The organism is Sporosarcina obsidiansis (assembly GCF_009651005.1).
Classification (GTDB): domain Bacteria; phylum Bacillota; class Bacilli; order Bacillales_A; family Planococcaceae; genus Sporosarcina; species Sporosarcina obsidiansis.
In genome coordinates this window covers 12,574-34,467 of sequence record NZ_WHVW01000006.1, presented here as the reverse complement: position 1 = coordinate 34,467, position 21,894 = coordinate 12,574, and the positions used below count along the sequence as shown (strand labels likewise).

Genomic DNA, 21,894 nt, shown 5'->3' with positions numbered 1-21,894 from the left:
TATTAAGCCTTCCTCAGCTCCAAGCGTTGCTTGTATTTTTCCAAAGAATATATTAAATCACTTAATTCAAGTGTATCTCTGCCTTTTAGAATTGCATGGGTTATTGAATCATGACATGTTGTTTTAATGTCTGAAGGTGAGAAGCCTTCAGTTTCCTTTATAACTACTTGGAGGTCCATATTTTTTTCCTTCTTTATTGGTTTTAAAAACAGCTCGATAATAGCCTTTCTTTCGGATTCACTTGGCAATTCAAATGAAATAACTTCATCAAATCTCCTCCAAATAGCTGGATCCAATATATGTGGGTGATTTGTAGAGGCTATTATTAGACTTTCTCCTTCAAAGTTGTCAATCATTTGAAGAAAGTTATTTACTACTCTTTTTATTTCACCTGTTTCATGCTGGTCATCCCTATTTTTACCGATTATATCTACTTCATCGAAAAGAACTATCCAAACATCATCTTTAATAAATTCGAACACTTTCCTTAAATTCGAAGCAGTTTCCCCCAAATAAGAGGAGATTATCGCATCAAAATTCACATAAACCATCGGCAAGTTCATAATGGAACTCAGCATCTGTGCTGAATAAGTTTTCCCAGTGCCTGGCAATCCACAAAACAATATTTTAGATTTTGGTCTTAAGTTATAAGTAGCTAATACTTCCTGATTTCTAAAACCTTGTACTATTTGTTCAAGGTCATATTTGATTTTCTCTGATAAAATTAATTGCTCCCAATCAAGATAATCATATTTTTTTATATCTATTAGCGGAAATCCTGTGTCATTATCTCTCGGGATTGGTTTATTGGTCCTGAATTTCCGATTATTTTGTGATTTAAAAGTGCCACCGTTATTGTAAAGAGCTTCTTTTAATTCTTTGGCAAGAATATTATGTTTTTTCCTTTTTTCTAAATCAATTAGTTCCTCGGCAAGTTTATAAAAACCGTCTTCATCTTTTTTTGAGAAGGCAATAAATAACTGTTTTATCAATTCATTTATCGTCATCATTTTCCCCTCCTTTCAAGAATACTAATAACTCTATTCATTTTACGCACTTTGCAGTCATTTTAATTATATAGCAGATGAAGGCTTTTTCCTATAACGCATACTTGATTCTCCAGTTTGTGTAAGTGAAATCACACCTGCGAATGACAATTTGCGATGGGACCCCCTTATTACGCCAATGATTTCTTTAAAACCTCAAAAAAACGGGAAAAAGATTCAACTTTTTCCCGTTTTTCATTCCTACTATGTCCCTTTATTAAATAAATTTCCGAAAACACACGCCTCAAACCCGCATTCCTTCGTTCCCTTTTAAAATAAAGTCTTCCGACAAAACCTGATTTCCACCCTTTTTGGTTCACGTTTTGACCGTTTTTCACGCTTTTTCTCCCCATTTTGTTCACGTTTTTCTCAGTTTTTAATAAAGATTTCCGAACCCTTTCTTTTTCCAATTGTTGTGGCGGAGGGGTTTCCAGGCTTTTTTCGAGCCTTTTACGAAATCTTTATTTTAAAATTGGGGCGGGGAAATCGGAAGTCCTTGTTTTAAATCGGTAATTTATTTTAGGGGGTTACACCTACATACTCTAAATAACAAACGCACTCTACATGACTGCTATGCGGGAACATATCCACTGGCTGAACTTCCTTCGTACGATATCCGCCATCTTCTAAAATCCTCAAATCACGTGCAAGCGTGCCAGGGTTACAGGATACATAGACAACTTTAGCTGGCTTGTACTGTAGAATGGTATCCAATAACTTTTCATCACAACCTTTGCGTGGCGGATCTACCATCAGGACGTCAAATTGCTTGCCTTTCGCATACCATTTCGGAATCACTTCTTCTGCAGCTCCCGCTTCAAAATGGGTGTTCGTGATCCCATTTACTTCTGCATTACGTTTGGCATCTTGAATGGCTTGGGGAACGATTTCGACCCCGTATACTTCTTTCGCTTGTTTTGCTAAAAATAAAGAGATCGTACCTATCCCGCAATATGCATCAATGACGATTTCGCTTCCTGTAAGTCCTGCATAATCAAGTGCCTGCTGATACAGAACCTCTGTCTGTTGAGGATTCACTTGGTAGAATGAGCGGGCAGAAATTTCGAATTCGATATCGCCAATACGATCGATGATGACATCTGCACCATACAGATTGATCGTTTCATTGCCCATAATTACATTCGTATTCGCTGTATTGATATTTTGCATGATTGACGTCACATTCGGGATTTCTTGCTGGATTAATTCGACAACCGCTTGCTTCTGAGGAAACTTTTTATGTCGAGTGACCAGTACGACCATTACTTGATTCGTTTGTCGTGCCTTCCTAACAATTACGTGCCGAAGCATTCCTGTATTCGTCTTCTCGTTATATGTTTCAATTCCGAGTTGCTGAATTTTTCGCTTCAACATGGTCATCAATTCATCGGCTTCTGTTGTTTGAATTAGGCAAATATCCGTATCCACAATTTGATGAGTTCTTGATTTATAAAAACCTGTGATCACTCGATCGTGTTCCGTATCAAATGGGATTTGCGATTTATTGCGATAACGCCACGGATCGTCCATACCTTTGACTTCATGTACAGGCACATCCGGCAACTTAGCAATACGATCCATAACATCGCGGACAGATTTTTGCTTTTGTTTTAGTTGCGCTTCGTAAGAGATATGTTGCAACTGACAGCCGCCACATGTTGGGAATACGTGACAAGGCGGTATAACACGCTCTGGTGAAGGTTCTACAATTTCCAACAGTTTAGCAAATCCATACTTCTTCAATGTCTTCAACACATGTACAGTAACCGTCTCACCCGGCAAAGCCCCTTGAATAAAAAGTGCATAACCGTCAACTTTGGCCACCCCAGCTCCATCATGTGTCAAATCCTCTATTTTCACTTGTAATTGTTCATTTTTATTAACTGCAAAGCTCATGATTTTTCCTCCATCTTTCAGATACTACTAGTGTACCATGCAGAACTCACGGTTACACAGCAGAATACAGAAGTTCGGACTATGTGCGGTCTTGTTTGGCTCGGTCCCTAACGACTTTGGAGCGTTCTAATACTGTTTTGGCGCGGCTGTGATTAAGTTTAGCTCTGTACTTCAGCCGTTTCGCTCGGTTGTATGAAAGATATGCTCGGTTCTCCTAGCCTTTCGCTCGAACCTAAAAAAACAGACGCTCTAGACGTCTGTTTTCCTACTATCTTCATATTCATTTCTCGTCACTGCATCATCTTTCAAGACAACAAAAAATGCTAAGATGATACCCGCAATGAGAATTAAAAAAGGTGCATAGAAAATCAAAAATTCATTCATCCAACTTCCTCCTCACGCATGATGATCTTCTTTGCCTTTAACATAGTCTTTATTGAACAAGAACATCCGAAGCAACAAATACAGTGATGGAATGAGTAACAATAAGCCGAACACAAAAGCCGTTATGAGTGCGATAGCCATCGCATGGTTAGTAAAGCTGTCGTAAATGGTCAAGTATGGATAGAGCAAATATGGATAATGAGATGCACCATAGCCAAAGAAGGCAAAAACAAATTGACCTGCCAACATTCCGAATGCTACACCATATTGGCGACGTTTCCATATTAAAAATACCGTACCTAGAAACAGCAACAACGACAACAAGAACATGGGCCAAAATCGTTGGATATTCTCATAATGTAGCGGGTTATGCTTACGCAATTCAAAAATAATACCGCCTGCCGTGACGATTGTGGGTAATGCCCAGATTAGCGCATATTTTCTCAATAAATCAGTCGCATCCCGATCTCCCGCTTTATTGGCATACCACGTCAAGAACACCGCTGAAATGTAGAGAGTGGCCGATATGCTAAGGACAACAATCGACCAAGTGAGCGGACTAGTGAACAACTTCCAATAGTCTAGCACGGGCTGTCCTTCCACTAAGTCCACGAATCCACCTTCTGAAATAGTCAACACGATCGACAACGAGGCTGGCAACAATAATCCTGTTGCACCGTAAGCGAAAGAGTATCCTTTATGACCACGGGCGCCATATGTCTCAAACGCATAATACGATCCCCGTACAGCCAGCAAAATAATCCCAAAGCTCACGGGTACAAGGAGTGTGGTGCCATAGTAGAACGCGGTTTTCGGGAAGAAACCGATGATTCCTACGAAGAAAAACACGAGGAATACATTAGTAACTTCCCATACTGGAGATAAGTAGCGCTGAATTACATTCGTCAAAATCCGCTGTTTCCCCGTCAATAAACTGTAAGCATTGAAAAATCCCGCTCCAAAATCGATGGCACCGACCATAATATAGCCGTATAAAAACACCCACAATACTGTAATCCCTAAAATCTCGATATTCATTGGATATCACCGCCCTTTTCCTGCTGTCGTTCGGCAATTTCACGCTCTACTGGATTTCGGATGAACATTCGCCGTAGCACGACTACACTTCCGATACCCAGTACTAAGTAGAGAAGTGCGAAAAGAACTAACATCGTAGGTACTTGACCACTAGTCGTCGCGCCTTCAGCTGTGCGCATAATATTTCGTAAAATCCATGGCTGCCTACCCACTTCGGCTAGCCACCAACCCGCCTCAAGTGAAATGAAGACTAGTGGGCCTCCGAGTACAATGAGCCAGCGAAACCATCGTGACTCAACAAATTTCCATTTCCGCCACATACCAACCAAAAAAATTGCGGATAAGCCGAGTAACGTCATGCCAATTGTCACCATAATATCGAATAGATAATGAATATATAATGGCGGTGTATCTTCTTCAGGGAATTGATCTAGTCCAATCACTTCTGCTGTTGGTGAGCCATGCGCCAAGATTGACAGGGCATAAGGAATTTTAATGGCGTATTTGACTTCCCCATTATCTAGAACACCATACAATATTAACGGAGCATTTTCTTCCGTTTCAAAATGCCACTCAGCAGCCGCTAATTTTTCCGGCTGGTATTCCGCTAAATATTTCCCAGACAAATCACCGATTAGAGCTGCAGTCACACTAAATATAAAGCCTACTTTCAAGGTGAGAAATAACGCTTTCTTGTGATAGACATGATTTGATCCACGTAGCAGACGAAATGCAGCAATAGCAGCCAATAAAAAAGCAGAAGTCATATACGCTGTTCCTACTACGTGCGCTACCTTCGTCGGCATCGCAGGATTGAACATAGCAACGAGCGGATTGACATTAATCAGCTCCCCGTTTACTAAATCAAAGCCTTGAGGTGCATTCATAAAAGCATTTACTATTGTAATAAACACCGCTGAAAACGATGCTCCGAGAGCAACAGGGATGAGCAATAGAAAATGCTTCTTCTGATTTTCAAAACGATCCCATGTATACAGATAGATCCCAAGGAAGATGGCTTCAAAAAAGAAAGCAAATGTCTCCATGAATAAGGGCAATGCAATGACATTCCCCGCAAGCTCCATGAAATTCGGCCATAATAGAGATAATTGCAAACCAATGGCCGTCCCTGTCACTACACCAACTGCTACGGTAATTACGAAACCACGAGCCCAACGCCTAGCCAGCAAAATATAATGTTCGTCATTCTTCTTAATACCGACCCATTGTGCCAACATGATCATCAGGGGGACCCCAACACCAATTGTTGCGTAGATAATATGAAATGATAACGTTAATTCCGTTAATACTCTTGAATAAAATACCGAGTCCAAACCATTCACCTCCTAAATTTATGAAAAGAGTCTTCCCATAATGGATACCAACATTATGCCCGCTACGATAAAGGCTAACCACATAAGCCTTCTTTCCTGTCGTTTGTACATGCTTCATCACTTCCTTGCACAGTCCTTATATAGTATTTCCCTCTGTACCGCTTTCATTAACCTATTTGTTGAAATTTAGACGAATATTTTTGTTTACAGTTCACAAAGTTGTTGTATAATAATTGATTAAAACAATTTACTTGTCATTAGTTAAAATTTACAGTATAATGGATTAACTATAGAGAGGTGAAATATATTGAAAAGGGTAAAAAGAAAAGTATTAGCGTATATTACAAAAGGGGAAGGAAGACACCGGAAGTTGCTAGTGTATGAGCAAAAAGATCAGCCCGAAGCAGGCTTGCAAGTACCCGGTGGCACGATCGAACGAAACGAACTTTTATTGGATGCTTTATATCGAGAGATCGAAGAAGAATCAGGTATTGTTCGAGATGAACTTATTTTAGAAGGCAAAGTGAAATCATCAAAATTCTTCCCGAAAGACAAAAACGTGGTGTATCAACGTACCATTTTTCATTTTTCCTATGTGGGAGAAGAAAAAGGAGAGTGGGAATATCGCGTAGAAGGTGAAGGTAAAGACGCAGGTCTATTATTCAGCTATCGTTGGATCCCATTACATACGGTTCCAAAACTGGCTGCTAAACAAGGAGAAGCAATTGAATACATCTGATATTGACCTGATGCTGTGCATGATGCATGGTTTACGACAACTTAATTTCACACAATAAAAGACTATTCCAACCGAACTTCGTCGACGATTGGAATAGTCTTTTGTTTTTAATCATTTTCCGTTACTTGATCTTGTGGGCGTAATTTTTGTAGCGGTACAAACATATCTATATGGCGATACAAGTTTTCGAAGGTAGCTGGAAGTACCCCACCATATTCTCCATCCAAATTTAGCAAAACCTCATCTTTGGAAGTTACTACAACTTTTTCCGCTTTAGCTGAGATCACGAGTGGATCATCCAAATGTTCCCCTCTCGAAGCAAGTGTCACTACTCGTATAAACTCCGCAATATTACATTTTTTTAAAATGAGCAATGTAAAGTATCCATCATTAATACTGGAATCAGGTGCTAATTTTTCAAAGCCACCAACAGAATTAGTTAAGCCAATCAAAAACATCATCGCTTCCTCATCAAACACGTTTCCATCATACTCAATACGCAAGTGACTTGAATGAATAGATGGCAACATTTCGATGCCCTTTAAATAATAAGCAAGCTGACCCAGAACTGTTTTCAGACGACTAGGCACTTCATAGGTCAATTCCGTCATCCGACCCCCACCAGCAATATTAATAAAATAGCGATCATTCATTAGACCGACATCAACTGGTGTCGTATCTCCCTTACAAATGATGTCAACAGCTTCATCAATATCTCTCGGGATCCGTAATGCTCTCGCAAAATCATTAGTCGTTCCCATCGGTATCAAGCCAATTTTCGGTCGTTTTTCAAAATGGCCTACACCTTCTACCACTTCATTTAACGTACCGTCACCACCTGCCGCAATCACGATATCAAATCCTCTACGAACTGCTTCTTTCGCTGCTTCCGTTGCATCCCCTTCACAAGTTGTTGCATGAGCGGATGTTTCATAACCGGCTTTCTCCAGTTTTTCGAGGACTTCTGCCAAATGCTTACGGAATACTTCTCTTCCTGCAGTCGGATTATAAATGATACGTGCACGTTTCATACACTTTCCCCTCGATCCTTTCGTGTCTAAATTCAGAATTCAGACCTATACGTTCATCATATGATTTTCTAGCAATTCTTATTTCGCTTGTTGCAAAACAGGCAGCCAAGTAGAACGAATATCATCATACACCGCTAGCCAATTCGTTGGTTTCGCTGTATACTCCGACATCAATTTCGAATAAAACGCCTTTTGCTTTTCTTCAAACTCAGGCGCATCTTGAGCTGGCAATTCCGCACGTCCTGCCATCACATACTCCTGAAGAATCGGTGCACGTGGTCCCCATTTAGCCAATAGCTCACCATCTGAATTAAGCAATAAATAAACAGGTATCGAACGGCCGCCATTTGTTAAATAGCGATCTATCAAATCCAAATTCTCATCCCGTAACACAGCACGAACCTCAATATTCGCAGCTTCTGCAATTCGTCGTAAGATTGGATTATTTAGCATGGCATCGCCACACCAATCTTCCGTAATGACTAAAACATGGGGGTGTTTTTCTTTCAGTATTTCAATAAATTCATCATCCTGCGGCACTTCAAACTCATTATAGATTAAAAAGCTATTGTCTTTATGTGTTTCCATTCGCTCCATATAATCTTGAAGTGAAACGGCTTCTTCAAAATATTGCTGTTCTGTTTTCATGACAATCCCCTCCTATTTAATTTTATATCATTAAGTTAAAAAAACGCCCAGGTCGGACTTCCCTTGTCTCTCCTGGAACGTTTCTCGATACGCTTGTTTATCTAATCGTTTTATCTTTTTTTGATTTCTTCCATCAAGAGCTTATTAACAAGTGGTGGGTTAGCTTGGCCTTTTGTCGCTTTCATCACTTGGCCAACTAAGAAGCCAACTGCTCGATCTTTACCATTTTTAAAGTCTTCAATAGATTGCTCATTTGCATCCAAGATCTCCGTAATGATTGTACGTAATGTGCCTTCATCGGAAATTTGGACAAGACCTTTTTCTTTGACGATATCTGCAGGATTGCCTCCTTTTTTCACCAGGTCCGCAAATACTTTCTTAGCTATTTTTGAAGAAATCGTGCCATCTGTAATCAATTTTACAAGTTGCGCCAAGTTTTCTGGTGTCAGTGGCGTATCATGCAATTCTTTTGATTCTGCGTTTAAATAACCAGACACATCACCCATTAACCAGTTAGATGCTAATTTCGGATCTGCTCCTGCTTTCACAGTCGCATCAAAGAAATCAGACATTTCCTTCGTCAATGTGAGAACATGTGCATCGTATTCAGGTAGATCCATCTCTGACACATACCGTGCTTTTCGTGCATCCGGAAGCTCTGGAATTTCTGCACGGACGCGATCCATCCACTCTTGTTCGATATGCACTTCAGGCAAGTCTGGATCATTGATAAACCGATAGTCATTGGCACTGCCTTTGATTCGCATAAGGACCGTCTCGCCCGTTGCTTCATCATAACGGCGTGTTTCTTGTTGAATCGTTCCGCCAGATAATAGTACTTTTTCTTGGCGTGCCACTTCATTTGCAATACCACGACGTATAAAGTTGAAAGAGTTAAGGTTTTTCAATTCTGTTTTTGTACCAAACTTTTCTTGCCCGAATGGACGTAACGAAATATTTGCATCACAACGAAGTGAACCTTCCTCCATGCGGACGTCAGAAACGCCAGTATATTGGATGATTGCTTTTAATTTTTCTAAGAACGCATATGCTTCTTCAGGAGAACGCACGTCTGCTTCTGTAACAATCTCAATTAGCGGTGTACCTTGACGGTTTAAGTCGACCAAAGAATAGCCGTTTTCCGTGTGGGTTAATTTCCCTGCATCTTCCTCTAAATGAACGCGTTCAATACGGATTTTTTTCTTTTTGCCATCTACTTCAATCTCAATCCAACCATTAGATCCTACTGGGCGCTTATCTTGAGAGATTTGGTACGCTTTTGGATTATCTGGATAGAAATAATGTTTACGGTCAAAGTTCATGATGGGTGCAATGTCACAGTTAAGTGCCATAGACGCTTTCATCCCAAATTCGATAGCTTTTTTATTCAATGTAGGCAGAACACCTGGATATGCAATGTCTGTGACATGTATATTTTTATTTGGCTCTGCTCCGAAATGAGCGGGTGCCGGAGACATAATTTTTGTATCCGTTTTTAATTCTACGTGGATCTCAAGTCCGACAATTGTTTCGAAATTCATGATTAGTTCCCCTCCTGAATCGCTGGAGTACGCTTGTAAAATTCAGTTGCTTGCTCATACGCATGTGCCACTTTATAAAGTGTTTCTTCATCAAAATGTTTACCCATAATTTGCAATCCGACTGGTAAGTCATTAACGAAACCACATGGTACAGAAATAGCCGGACGTCCTGTCAGGTTAGCAGGCACCGCTAACACATCGTTTGCATAATGTACAAGCTGGTCGCCACCTGTTTCACCTAATTTAAAGGCAGTCGTTGCAGTAGAAGGACCGATGACCACATCATATTTCTTAAATACGTTGTCGAAATCCTGTGCGATCAATGTGCGTGTTTTTTGTGCGCGTACATATAACTCTTCATGATGATCAGCACTCATCGCGTATGTACCAAATAAAATACGCTTTTTCACTTCCTCACCAAATCCTTCTTGGCGCGTACGGAAGTAAGCTTGTTCCAAGTTTTCTGCGTTCTCTGTATGGAAGCCATAACGTAGACCGTCAAAACGAGAAAGGTTGGATTGAGCCTCAGATGAAGAAATAACATAATACGTAGTTGGTGCGTACTGAATATGCGGTAATTCGACTTCTTCGCAAACAGCGCCTAATGATTCCAATACTTTTAGCGCTTCTTTTACCGCACTTGCTACTTCCGAATCAATACCTTCACTTAAATAAGCAGTTGGTACAGCTACTTTCAAACCTTTAATATCTCCTGTTAAAGCTGCTGTATAATCAGGTACTTGCTTTGCAGAAGATGAACTATCGTTGTCATCTTCACCAGCGATAACACGTAATAATAATGCATTATCTTCAACTGTACGTGATAATGTACCGACTTGGTCAAGGGAAGAACTGAATGCTGTCAAACCAAAACGTGAAACCCGTCCGTATGTAGGCTTCATACCAACTACACCACAAAAAGCAGCTGGCTGGCGAACAGAACCGCCTGTATCCGATCCTAATGAAAGTGGAACTTCTCCTGCTGCTACTGCTGCTGCAGAACCACCTGAAGATCCCCCTGGCACATAATCTGTATTCCAAGGATTCAATGTATTACCAAAATAGGAAGTTTCCGAAGTAGAACCCATCGCAAACTCATCCATGTTCAGCTTTCCTACATTGACAGCTCCCGCAGCTTCTAATTTATCCATAACCGTTGCGTTGTATACTGGCACAAAGTTCTCCAACATTTTACTTGCACACGTTGTTGTCATATCTTGAGTGACGATATTATCTTTAATACCGATGGGTACACCGAAAAGTGGACCACGATTATCAACTGCTGTTTGATCGAGTTGTTCTGCCTGAGCTATTGCTTCCTCTTTTGCTACATAAATGAAGGCATGGATTTGCTCTTCTTTCTGCTCGATCGTTTTTAATGTTTCTTTTGTTAGTTCTTTTACCGTGACTTCACCTTTTTGTAAAAGCGCTTGAAGTTCTGCGGCTGTTTTACTTGTTAACGTCATCACTTTTCCTCCTACTATCATTGTGCCATCAATTTTCTTGGATACAGTCGATTCGTTTTATAGAATATCCGGTACTTTGATCATGCCGTCTTCTTGATCTTCTGCACTTGCAAGCATCTTTTGTCGATCCAAGATATCTTTTGGCTGGTCGTCACGCAATACGTTGATCATAGGAACTGGATGCGTCATCGGCTCTACACCCGTCACATCTACTTCTTTCAAGTTGCTGACACTTTCAATCAAATCTGCAATTTTCGCAGAGAAGTTTTCTTTGTCTTCTTCGGAAACGCCAATACGGACGAAATCCGCGAAATACTTGACGTCTTCTTTCGAAAATGTTGTCATACATTGTTCCTCCTCATTTGGCCATCGTATAAATCAATTACGCCTCCGCGTAATTGCGTCCAGATTTTTCGAGTTTGCTCGAAAAAGTCTGTGACATCCGCCGGAGGCTTAACTGTTTTCAGTTAATCATACCATCTAATTACGTAGTTGAAAAGTTCGTGATACCAAGAACTGTTATGTTAATATCCATAGACATGAACAAAAGGTTCTTCATTATTCCCTTCATTGATAATCAATACTTCTGGTCCGTTGACGGATGTGACACTCACTTCAATTGGGATATTTTTAAAATGCGTTTTCACTAATGAGGTCAAATATTGAGAGAAACCAATGAGTTCGCTCTTGCCAAAGAACTGAATGGGAATTTCCACACTCAAAGAACTCAGTTTCTGATCTTTATAAAAAGCTGTTCCTACTACATTTACAAAACTTGGGAAATAATCATCAATATCCTGTTTGAATTTCTTGAAAGTCGTATTTAAATCTCGATAATTTCCGGTTGAAGAGGAGGCAGGAAGCAAAACATACGTTTCATCCACTTCTTTCCATCCAGTAAATTCGCTTTTACCTTTCGGAGCGAAAGAAGTAGCAAAATATGTTCCTGGCACAATATCATTTCGGCTCTTCTGCTTAAAAAGGCCGACTGCGATCGGAATATCGGCCAGTTCCGGTTTGCTACGCAGACGTTTCAAAATAATATCAGCCATTTGTTTCCCTTTTTCCTCTATTGTCTTATCATCAATTGACCTTTCTTTTCCTTCTCTCGGATAATAAATCGAATTCATCGCAAGTCCAATCGTCACACCTGCCAGTTTTACTTTTTTGTCATCCGTCATTTCCAAGTAATTTTGTTCTACAATATGCGCCAAGTAGATCGGTGCCTTTTCAGCAATTTGTTCAGGTGTCATATCATCCTTGATTGCAGGGTTGAGTCCAGCTTCATAGTTTGATTTTCTAGAAAGCCACTCTTTTGCCGTATCCCGGTCGATATATTGTCCTTCTTGGAAATAATAATCTTTTGGATCAAAATACTGTGATGAAATACGCAACAGACCTTCTTCTGTCTCCTGCATATCATATTTAGTGTTCAGATTACTGACAACCAATCCCCTGCTCGCGCTCTTTTTAAATGGTACCGGCGTCCGATAATATTCTTTTTTTATTTGTGCATCAGGGATGAGGACCATTTCCTGCTCGCTTTCGTCCGTTTCCTGAACTGCTTTTTCCTGGTCTCCCCCAGGCGTCGGCAAGCATCCAGTCAACAGAACAGCAGATAGGATGCTCGGTGCGAGCCATTTAGTCGTTCTTTTCATTTATATCCACTCCAAGGGCGTCAAGCATGGCTTGTTCATCCCATATTTCAATTTGTAACTCCTGGGCTTTAGTCAATTTTGAGCCTGCGTCTTCACCCGCGATAACGATATCAGTTTTCTTGCTGACACTGCCACTGACTGTTCCGCCGAGCGCTTCGATCTGCTCTTTTGCTTCGCCACGCGTCAATCCAGTCAATTTCCCTGTTAGCACTACTGTTTTACCTGCAAACGGGCCGATTGTTGGCAATTCGTCTCGTGTCACACCTTTGTAAACTGTATTCACACCATATGCACGCAGCTTATTCATTACTTCCTGTACTTCATCCGTAGTAAAATATGTTGTCACTGCGTCCGCGACAATATCTCCAATTTCAAAAATATTTGTTAATTGTTCATTTGTCGCTTTTTCAAGAGCATCTAGTGTACGGTATTCTTCAGCTAAGATTCTAGCGACTTTTTCTCCAACATGGCGAATACCAAGGCCAAATAGTAACTTTTCTAATGAATTTTCCTTGGATTGTTCAATTGCCGTCAAGATATTCGTTGCAGATTTCTCACCGATTCGTTCCAGATTGCATAACGATTCTTTCGTCAGCGTGTATAAATCCGAGACATCCTGCACGAGATTGGCAGCATATAATTGTTCAACGAGCTTTTCGCCGACCCCTTCGATATTCATCGCTTTTCTCGAGACGAAATGTATGAGTGTTTCCTTCATTTGTGCTGGACATTTTGGATTCATGCAGCGTAGCGCGACTTCACCTTCAATACGTGCCAATTCCGAGCTACAAACTGGACAAGTCGAGGGCATATGAAAAGGCTCCTCTTCGCCTGTCCGCTTCTCTTTAATGGCCATAACGATTTCCGGAATAATATCGCCAGCTTTGCGTAAAACAACCTGATCACCGATGCGAATATCTTTCTCACGGATTAAGTCCTCATTATGCAAGGAAGCTCGTCCTACTGTCGTTCCCGCCACACGCACAGGTTCAAGAATGGCTGTAGGTGTGACAACCCCTGTACGTCCAACGCTCAGTTCAATGTCGATCAATTTTGTCCGTACTTCTTCTGCCGGAAATTTATAGGCAATCGCCCAGCGTGGACTTTTTGCTGTATAGCCGAGTTGTTCTTGCGCTTCAAAGTTATCCACTTTAATGACGATGCCATCAATTTCATAATCGAGCGACTGACGATTTTCTGTCCAGTACGCTACATATTCTAATACTTCTTCAATCGTTGCACAGCGCTTACGTTCCTTATTCGTAGTTAAGCCTATCGCATCCAACTTGTCTAGAGCATCTGAATGGCTGTTTAAATTGTAAACTTCGGCATCCCCACCTACCGCGTAAATGAATATTGCTAAGTTTCTACTAGCGGCGATTTGGGGATCAAGTTGGCGCAGTGATCCTGCTGCCGCATTCCGTGGATTGGCGAATGGCACTTCTCCGGCTTCATCACGTTGTTCATTGAGCTTGGCAAAAGAGCGTTTAGGCATATAGGCCTCACCGCGCACTTCAATCGTCAGGGACTCTTTTAGCTTAAGAGGTACGGAGTGGATCGTCTTCAAGTTCGCTGTAATATCTTCTCCTACTGTTCCATCACCCCGAGTGGAGCCTTGTACGAGACGCCCCTCATCATATTGCAATGAAACCGCTAGACCATCGATTTTCAGTTCACAAACATACATGGCACTGCCCGTTGCCTGTTTTACCCGCCTGTCAAAGTCCCGCAAATCCTCTTCAGTAAATGCATTCGCTAAACTGAGCATTGGATGCCGATGAACGACTTTGCTAAATATTTCGAGCGGTTTCCCGCCCACTCGCTGTGTCGGCGAATCGGGATAAATCAAGTCGGGGTGCGCTTCTTCAATCGCGAGTAGTTCCTGCATTTTCTCATCATATACAGCATCCTCAACTACAGGTGCATCTAGATTATAATAAGCATGTCCGTATTCATGCAGGATTCTATTCAGTTCAGCCACTCGGTTTTCTAGTTCTAAGACATCATCCATCGGTTTTCTACACTCCTCAGAGAAGGCATTATTCTTTTTCAATTGGTGCAAATTTAGCTAACAAGCGCTTGATACCTACAGGAGTTGGAAATGCGATATCGAGCTCAAGATCATCTGCTTCGCCTTTTACGCTGACTACCGTGCCGGTACCCCATTTTTTATGAGTTGCTTTATCGCCAGGCTTCCACTGTAGCTTTTCCCCACCACTCTCATTATAGACAGGTCGCTTCACAGCAGGTCTTGGTATTGTCGGTTTAGCTGGTGCTTGATTGAACGGTACACTCATCCCATTGCCATCAGCTAGCATTTCGGTCAGTTCTTCCGAGATTTCATTCAGGAAACGAGAAGGCGAGTTAAAATTGGAGCGACCAAATAGCATACGATAGCCTGCACAAGTCAGGTATAATCGCTGTTCTGCACGCGTGATCGCCACATAGGCTAGCCGACGTTCTTCTTCCATTTCTTCCGGGTCAGCAAGCGCACGAATATGCGGAAAAATATTTTCTTCCATGCCAATGACGAAGACGACAGGAAATTCAAGTCCTTTTGCTGCATGCATTGTCATTAGGACGATTTTTTCAGTGGAAGTGTTCTCTTCTTTATCTAATGAATCAATATCCGCGACTAACGCTAGATCGGTGAGGAATGCAATTAGCGAACGCTCACTTTCTTCTTCCTGCGCACGCTTTTCAAACGCCTCTGTAACAGATAAAAATTCCTCTATGTTTTCGAGGCGACTTTCCGCTTCAATCGTTTTTTCTTTTTCCAACATGGTGCGGTAGCCCGACTTCTCAATGACTTCTTTCACCAATTCCGTCACAGATAGGTATTCTTGCATTTGCGTAAATCCACTGATAAGCTCACGAAATTTGACCGCTTCATTCGCCGCTCTAGCAGGTAAGCCCATGAAATCGACTTCTTGCAGAGAGTCGAAAATCGAGCGATCATTCTCTAAAGCAAACGTAGCCATTCGTTCGAATGAAGTGGCCCCTATGCTACGTTTCGGTTCATTAATCACTCTTGCAAATGCGAGATCGTCATCATTGTTTGCGATCAGGCGTAAATAGGCGAGCAAATCCTTAATCTCTTTTCGATCATAGAACTTCGTGCCGCCAACAATCGTGTAATCAAGATTGGACTTCAATAAATATTCCTCAATTACACGAGACTGGGCATTTGTACGATATAAAATCGCAAATTGGTCCAAAGACAACTTTTGCTGCTCTTTTAACTCAATGATCTGTTGGACGACAAATTGCGACTCATCTTTTTCATCACGCGCTTTGTAAATAGAGATTAATTCACCTTCTGGATTATCCGTCCGCAGCTTTTTATCGTAGCGACTTTTATTATTGTCAATTACTTCATTCGCAGCTTGCAAAATCCGTTTCGTCGAGCGATAATTTTGCTCTAATAAGATGACTTTTGCTTCTTTGTAATCTTTCTCGAACGATAGGATATTGCCAATGTCGGCTCCTCGCCATCTGTAAATCGATTGGTCAGAATCACCTACCACACAAATATTGCGAAATTTTGAAGCTAGCATCTTCACAAGACGATACTGTGCATTATTTGTATCTTGATACTCATCTACGTGTATATATTGAAATTTATTCTGATAAAATTCCAATACTTCTGGCACTCTTTCAAAGAGCACGATAGTCATCATGATTAAGTCATCAAAGTCCATCGATTGATTTTGACGCAATTTTTTAGTGTATCGTTCATAAATATCCGCTACTGTTTTTTCATATGGATTCTGTGGATTACAGTTTTTACGAAACTCATCTGCGTTTATACATTCATTTTTAGCATTACTGATGGTTCCCAGCATGGCTCGTGGATCATACTGCTTCGGATCAAGATTTAGTTCTTTCAATACTCTTTTTATCGCAGTCAGCTGATCAGCACTATCTAAAATTGTAAAGTTTTTAGATAATCCAATGCGATCCACTTCTCGACGTAGTATACGAACGCACATGGAGTGGAATGTGGAAACCCACATGCGCTCACCTGAGCCAGCACCAAGCAACCCATCAATTCTTTCACGCATCTCACGTGCCGCTTTATTTGTAAAGGTTATAGCTAAAATATTGGATGGATAGACTTGTTTCTCTACCACTAAATACGCAATTCGATGTGTTAGCACACGTGTCTTTCCTGAGCCTGCTCCTGCCATAATCAACAACGGACCTTCCGTCGTCTTTACAGCGCGGGCTTGCTCAGGATTCATGCCTTTCAGTAAATTCTCAGCTATTTCTTTCATGTTAGTACCGCCTTTAGAAAACATTTGTTCTTATTATACATTTCTTAAACTGGAAAGGGAATAGATTTCACAGCATTTACCGTGGCGAGCGCACTTTTCAAATCGTCATATACGATATTCCCTACAACGACCGTATCCGCAATGGCTGCCATTTCTTTCGCTTGCTCAATCGTACGAATACCACCACCATAAAAAAGGCGTGTGTTCTCTACTAACTCCTTAGCAGCTTGGACCATTTTCGGATCACCATACTGACCACTGTATTCCAAATAAAAAATAGGTAATGAAAATAAATGCTCTGCCATGCGTGCATACGCCTGCACGTCTTCTTCGTCCAAAACTTTATCTACGCCTGTCAGTTTAGCCGCTTTACAATCTGGATTGAGTATGCAGTAGCCTTCTGTAATGATTTCGTCAAAGTTCATCATATGCCCATACTCGCGAAGCGCTTCATGATGAAGACCGTTCAGCCATTTCGAGTCTGACGTATTTAAGACGGTTGGAATGAAATAGTAGTCGAAACCTGGCGTGACGGATTCTACCGTGGATACTTCTAAAGCGAGTGGCACTGAAAAACGACGGAATCGAGCCAGAAGATCCAACACGTTTTCCAACGTAACGCCATCCGATCCTCCAATGATTACACCATCTGTTCCTGACTCAGCTATAGCTTCGAGATGTTCATCAGACAAGTCTTTGGCAGGATCAATTTTAAATGCATGCCGCCATGTTTTATAGTCCATTTTGTTTCTCCCTTCCTAAATGTTTACTATATTTTTATTTTCATGGTAGAAAGATTGAAATGAAATTGCTAATAACTCTGTATAGAGAGGTTCATCAATGATTCAAGCGAATAAGTCAGCGAAACGCATCATTGTTTAATGGAACGAGGCTACTCGGCGCCTTCCGCTTTAGTTTCTTCCAGCTCCTGGCGCCAGATGCTATAGGATCATAAGTCAAAGCTGCTGTGCGGCAAAGTACGCCATTCCGCAGCTTCGCCTTATGACCACCGCATCTAAACACGGCGCCTTCCGCTTTAGTTTCTTCCAACTTCGACGGCTAGCCCCTCGGGACACTTCAGTCTGACCTCTACAGGCTAAAGACGCCTGTAGCTGCCAGCCTTCCAGTGCCTGTCGGGGCTGAACAGCCGTCTCCGCTTTAGTTTCTTCTAGCTCCTGGCGCCAGCCTCTCGGGTCGTTTCGGTCATGCCGGAAAGGCAAAAGACGCCTTTTCGGCTCGCCCTCCAACGCCTGTCGAGGCTACATGGCGCCTTCCGCTTTAGTTAGTATATCAAAAAAACCGGTGGGGTTGTGTCCCCGGCCGGTTAAGGTATTTATTTTTTCGTTTGGTCGTTTTTGTGTTCAGGATAAAGGCGGTCCAATATGAGGTTGTATCCCCCAGAACCATAATCGACACAGCGACGAATGCGAGAGATGGTGGCTGTGCTGGCGCCTGTTTCTTGCTGAATGCTATCGTACGTTTTTTTCAGACGTAACTTATGGGCGACGTCTAATCGCTGTGCTAAGGATTGGACTTCGCTCATCGTGCATACATCGTCAAAAAATTGATAACACTCTTCCAGGTCTTTCAACTCTAGGATCGCTTTAAATAATTGGTCTATTTGCTCCCCGCGGATTTTATCAATTTGCATGTCCTCGCCCTCTCTTTGTCGGTCTTACGGAGTATAGGTAACGGAGGTAGTAGGGCCTGACAGGGATGGTACGATATGAACCCAAGTCTTTCCGGCCGTTAGTTTGACAGGTAATCCTTGTTCCAACGGCGTTAGAAAGCCGTCCATATTTTCCCACTCAATCGTTTTAGCAATTCCTTCATGAAACAACAGGGCCTTGCCACCCGAATGAAGATCAATTGCCAGCCTTCCCTCTTGATCTACCATACGATGATCCATTTCCATCACAATTATATTCGCTAATTCTACGCGCCGTTCATTTAACTTATCGACCGTATCAATCCCATTAACAGAACGATAGTAACGATTCGTCTGTTCATCATATTGGTACGTACTGATGAAATTAGAGTTCTTACTGTACGATACAATAATCGATGAAGCTATATCCCCTATTTTATCACTTTCCTCTGGATTTAGGAAAGAAAAGACCGGCATCTTGGAGATCTTTTCAGATGCATTTGTTATTTCAAATGCTTGAGCTATATGGTCACTGGAAATATAAGAATTATGCGGTGCCTTCCGTTCTGGGGAGCGTTCAAATAAACTCCCATCATACTGCATACCGTTGACATGATCGACTATTCGGTTGTCCAATAATTTCTTTGCATCCGGACTATAGCCGTGTGCGAGATAAAAAACATCCATCCCTTCCGCAAGCTTGACAAAATAATCACGTGCACTGCGAATAGGACCGATCTGATCCGGAATCTTGCTATGGAACAAAGCCAAGTAACGTGTCACTTCACCTTCCGCTAAAAACTCATAAATCAGATCTGCATCTGCAATTCCAGACTGCGGACGAGCTAAAGGGTGATTATTAACAGTTGCCAATATAGGGCGATTTTCCAATTTTTCTGTCAACTGCTCACCAGTAAAGGGAGCTGGATAGTAAGAGGCGCTAATTTCTTCAGGTTCTTCTTTTATTACTTGTTCTTTCGGTTCCGAAGTAATATTCTTTGAGGAACAGCCCGCTAAATATAGAAGACCTAACAATGCTATTAAAAGCAACATTCGTTCATTCCATTTCAATCTTGTTTCCTACCTTTCTATGTTAGGAATTAAACGCTCGTTTTTCAGAACTTGAACTAGACCAACGGGAGTGATCCGAACATGGGGCAAGTGCACCGACTGCAAGAACAACAATGTAAACACTGCATCTCCATGATGATAGCCACGTTCTTGTAAAACATGTTTCATCGCCAGTTCCTGTTCCATGATTACGTTCATCGGCTGTTTGGATAAACCGCCAGCTACGTCAAGTGGCAAGGTTTCAACGATTCGTCCATTTTCCGCCACCGCCATGCCGCCACCCATCTTCTTGATTTCATTGAAGGCTCTTTTCATCTCTTCCCAGTTCTGTCCAATCAATAATACATCGCCAGTGTTCGAATAGGAAGAGGCAAACCCTTGCAAATTATCCGCAAAACCCTTCAACATAGTATTCACCCGCCACTTACCGTGTTTATCAAGTAATAGCAAGAAGCATTCATCACTAGCAGATATGACAGGTTTGGTTAGATCGTGCTCTGTTTCGTATACCTTAGTAATCACATCATTGACCATTTGGATACCAGTAGAAGCTGGGAAAGAAAAGTCGTTATCTCCCAACTCATATGGTAGTTCAAAAGCTGGCAGCATGGACCAGTCCACTGCACGGAATGGCTCTGTTGCTTTACCATCTCGCAACACCCATTGCCCTTTAGATAACACATCAGTCGGCACAGGATTCCATTCGTCTTCCAAAAAGTTGAACGTAGCATAACGGCCTGTCCCAATTACACTATGCAAGTCGGTGATGTCATAGTACCTCGCTACATTATAAGATGCCATTTGATACGCATCGATTGGTACAACACCTGCATCTAACGCAATTTGAATACACTGATCCATCACGCCTTCTTTGTAAAAAGATGGCGTCGAACCGTCTGTTGTCATCATCAAATGGTCGAATACAGCCCAGTCCTTTTTAAGAATTCCCGCCAATAAATCCGGTAAGTCACGACGAATGGAAGAGTGACGCAATGTAACCGCATACCCTTGAGTTAATCGTCTTTCCACTTCATCCACCGTCATCGCTTCATGGTCTCCATCCACACCAAGTAGCTTCATTCGTGTAAGTGTACGTTCGGAGGCTCCTGGGAGATGACCTTCAATCTTTTTCCCTTTACGTTTTGAATTAATTAGTGACGTCATCATATTTTGGTCACCTTGTAGTAAACGCGGCCATCCTGTTAGCTCACCTGTCATCAGAACATCGGAGCGATTCAACCATTTAGCAATATCTTCTGGATTGAATAACATCTGTTCATTTTGCAAAACAGTCTGTGAGTCTACACGAGCCCACCAATAAAAAGAGAAAGGCAGTTTATTCAATTGATCAATAAAAGTATAAGCAGTTTCCTGGTTGAACATCGTGAACAATATGAGGTTGTCGGACAAAAATGTAGTTGTACCACGTCGAGAAGCATAATCTGCAAAAGTCTCTGGGTTGTAGAGCTGAAATGGATGTACATGCGGTTCAATATAGCCCGGCACTATTTTCTTTCCGGACGCATCGACCCTTTCCGTACCTTCTAGTTGCACCGGGAGTTTTTCCCCGACGTAGATAATCCGATCCCCATGTATCCATATATTACCTTTCATCCACTTTTTAAAAATAGAATGTAAATATGTTGCATTTTCAATCAATATATCAGGTGCTTTTTGTCCGTTAATGATCGCCAGTTGCGATTGTATTTCATGTGCATTCCACATTCCCATCACCATCCACCAGTAATTTTTAATTATTCATTCACTAATTTACTTTTCTATCAATTCTCGCTTTATATTAACATAGCAATCGGATAGTAAATAGGCAAGATAATGTTTTCAGTTATCCACAAGGTCATGGCTAATCTCCACATTTCATCAACAAGTTATTCACATAACTAACAGTTTATTCACATTTTACCCACTATTCATTCACAGTAATTATATTTTAATGTGGATATATGCGGGTTTACTTCAAATGTTCTACCATAACATTTTATTTCTTTGACTATAATAAATTGTTCAAGATATCTTACTAAACGAAGAAATCCCTTTGCATAAAACCTGCAAAGGGATTACATGTATGATTTAGACGGCGCTTTTCGCTTTTGATTTCA

General features: G+C 41.4%; 19 protein-coding genes. 1 reads left to right on the top strand and 18 read right to left on the bottom strand.

Annotation, left to right across the window (positions count from 1 at the left end):
• Positions 1–2: 2 nt before the first annotated feature.
• The 6 genes from GD002_RS06910 to GD002_RS06890 form a co-directional block, all read right to left on the bottom strand.
• A complete protein-coding gene (locus GD002_RS06910; RefSeq protein ID WP_153731621.1) occupies positions 3–1,007 on the bottom strand; it encodes an AAA family ATPase in 1,005 nt (334 codons plus the stop codon).
• Between the two features lie 170 nt (positions 1,008–1,177).
• The gene (locus tag GD002_RS06905) at positions 1,178–1,384 is read right to left on the bottom strand and encodes a hypothetical protein (protein ID WP_153731620.1); all 207 of its coding nucleotides are present in this window, start codon (positions 1,382–1,384) and stop codon (positions 1,178–1,180) included.
• A gap of 181 nt (positions 1,385–1,565) precedes the next feature.
• Positions 1,566–2,942, bottom strand: a complete 1,377-nt coding sequence (rlmD, locus tag GD002_RS06900) for a 23S rRNA (uracil(1939)-C(5))-methyltransferase RlmD (RefSeq protein WP_153731619.1) — start codon at positions 2,940–2,942, stop codon at positions 1,566–1,568.
• A gap of 249 nt (positions 2,943–3,191) precedes the next feature.
• The gene (gene cydS, locus GD002_RS18030; RefSeq protein WP_255425135.1) at positions 3,192–3,326 is read right to left on the bottom strand and encodes a cytochrome bd oxidase small subunit CydS; all 135 of its coding nucleotides are present in this window, start codon (positions 3,324–3,326) and stop codon (positions 3,192–3,194) included.
• A 12-nt stretch (positions 3,327–3,338) separates the two neighbouring features.
• Positions 3,339–4,364 carry a cytochrome d ubiquinol oxidase subunit II gene (locus GD002_RS06895; RefSeq protein ID WP_153731618.1) on the bottom strand — a complete coding sequence of 342 codons (1,026 nt, stop codon included), beginning with the start codon at positions 4,362–4,364 and terminating at the stop codon, positions 3,339–3,341.
• Complete coding sequence (locus tag GD002_RS06890; protein ID WP_408020080.1) at positions 4,361–5,698, bottom strand: cytochrome ubiquinol oxidase subunit I; 1,338 nt, start codon at positions 5,696–5,698, stop codon at positions 4,361–4,363. The genes GD002_RS06895 and GD002_RS06890 overlap by 4 nt, the downstream gene beginning before the upstream one ends.
• Positions 5,699–6,005: 307 nt before the next feature.
• On the opposite strand from GD002_RS06890, the gene GD002_RS06885 reads away from it, so the two are divergent.
• The gene (locus tag GD002_RS06885) at positions 6,006–6,437 is read left to right on the top strand and encodes an NUDIX hydrolase (RefSeq protein WP_153731616.1); all 432 of its coding nucleotides are present in this window, start codon (positions 6,006–6,008) and stop codon (positions 6,435–6,437) included.
• A 107-nt stretch (positions 6,438–6,544) separates the two neighbouring features.
• Here the strand turns inward: GD002_RS06885 and GD002_RS06880 are convergent, their stop codons facing one another.
• The 12 genes from GD002_RS06880 to GD002_RS06825 form a co-directional block, all read right to left on the bottom strand.
• Entirely contained in the window at positions 6,545–7,468 is a 924-nt protein-coding gene (locus tag GD002_RS06880; RefSeq protein ID WP_153731615.1) for a diacylglycerol kinase, read from the bottom strand.
• Positions 7,469–7,546: 78 nt separating this feature from the next.
• Positions 7,547–8,116: a thioredoxin family protein gene (locus GD002_RS06875; protein WP_153731614.1), complete on the bottom strand. Its 570-nt coding sequence runs from the start codon at positions 8,114–8,116 to the stop codon at positions 7,547–7,549.
• Between the two features lie 110 nt (positions 8,117–8,226).
• Positions 8,227–9,657: an Asp-tRNA(Asn)/Glu-tRNA(Gln) amidotransferase subunit GatB gene (gene gatB, locus GD002_RS06870; protein ID WP_153731613.1), complete on the bottom strand. Its 1,431-nt coding sequence runs from the start codon at positions 9,655–9,657 to the stop codon at positions 8,227–8,229.
• A gap of 2 nt (positions 9,658–9,659) precedes the next feature.
• Positions 9,660–11,123, bottom strand: a complete 1,464-nt coding sequence (gene gatA / locus GD002_RS06865) for an Asp-tRNA(Asn)/Glu-tRNA(Gln) amidotransferase subunit GatA (protein ID WP_153731612.1) — start codon at positions 11,121–11,123, stop codon at positions 9,660–9,662.
• Between the two features lie 57 nt (positions 11,124–11,180).
• On the bottom strand, positions 11,181–11,468 hold the full coding sequence (gatC, locus tag GD002_RS06860) for an Asp-tRNA(Asn)/Glu-tRNA(Gln) amidotransferase subunit GatC (RefSeq protein ID WP_153731611.1): 288 nt from the start codon (positions 11,466–11,468) through the stop codon (positions 11,181–11,183).
• Positions 11,469–11,647: 179 nt separating this feature from the next.
• Entirely contained in the window at positions 11,648–12,781 is a 1,134-nt protein-coding gene (locus GD002_RS06855) for a CamS family sex pheromone protein (RefSeq protein WP_153731610.1), read from the bottom strand.
• Positions 12,765–14,792: an NAD-dependent DNA ligase LigA gene (gene ligA, locus GD002_RS06850; protein ID WP_153731609.1), complete on the bottom strand. Its 2,028-nt coding sequence runs from the start codon at positions 14,790–14,792 to the stop codon at positions 12,765–12,767. Before ligA ends, GD002_RS06855 begins: the two co-directional genes overlap by 17 nt.
• Before the next feature lie 28 nt (positions 14,793–14,820).
• The gene (gene pcrA, locus GD002_RS06845) at positions 14,821–17,058 is read right to left on the bottom strand and encodes a DNA helicase PcrA (protein ID WP_153731608.1); all 2,238 of its coding nucleotides are present in this window, start codon (positions 17,056–17,058) and stop codon (positions 14,821–14,823) included.
• Between the two features lie 44 nt (positions 17,059–17,102).
• Positions 17,103–17,801 carry a heptaprenylglyceryl phosphate synthase gene (gene pcrB / locus GD002_RS06840; protein WP_153731607.1) on the bottom strand — a complete coding sequence of 233 codons (699 nt, stop codon included), beginning with the start codon at positions 17,799–17,801 and terminating at the stop codon, positions 17,103–17,105.
• 590 nt (positions 17,802–18,391) lie between these two features.
• A complete protein-coding gene (locus GD002_RS06835) occupies positions 18,392–18,709 on the bottom strand; it encodes a YerC/YecD family TrpR-related protein (RefSeq protein WP_153731606.1) in 318 nt (105 codons plus the stop codon).
• A 24-nt stretch (positions 18,710–18,733) separates the two neighbouring features.
• Positions 18,734–19,777, bottom strand: a complete 1,044-nt coding sequence (locus GD002_RS06830) for a DUF3048 domain-containing protein (RefSeq protein WP_153731605.1) — start codon at positions 19,775–19,777, stop codon at positions 18,734–18,736.
• A 9-nt stretch (positions 19,778–19,786) separates the two neighbouring features.
• A complete protein-coding gene (locus GD002_RS06825; RefSeq protein WP_153731604.1) occupies positions 19,787–21,514 on the bottom strand; it encodes an adenine deaminase C-terminal domain-containing protein in 1,728 nt (575 codons plus the stop codon).
• Between the last annotated feature and the right edge of the window lie 380 nt (positions 21,515–21,894).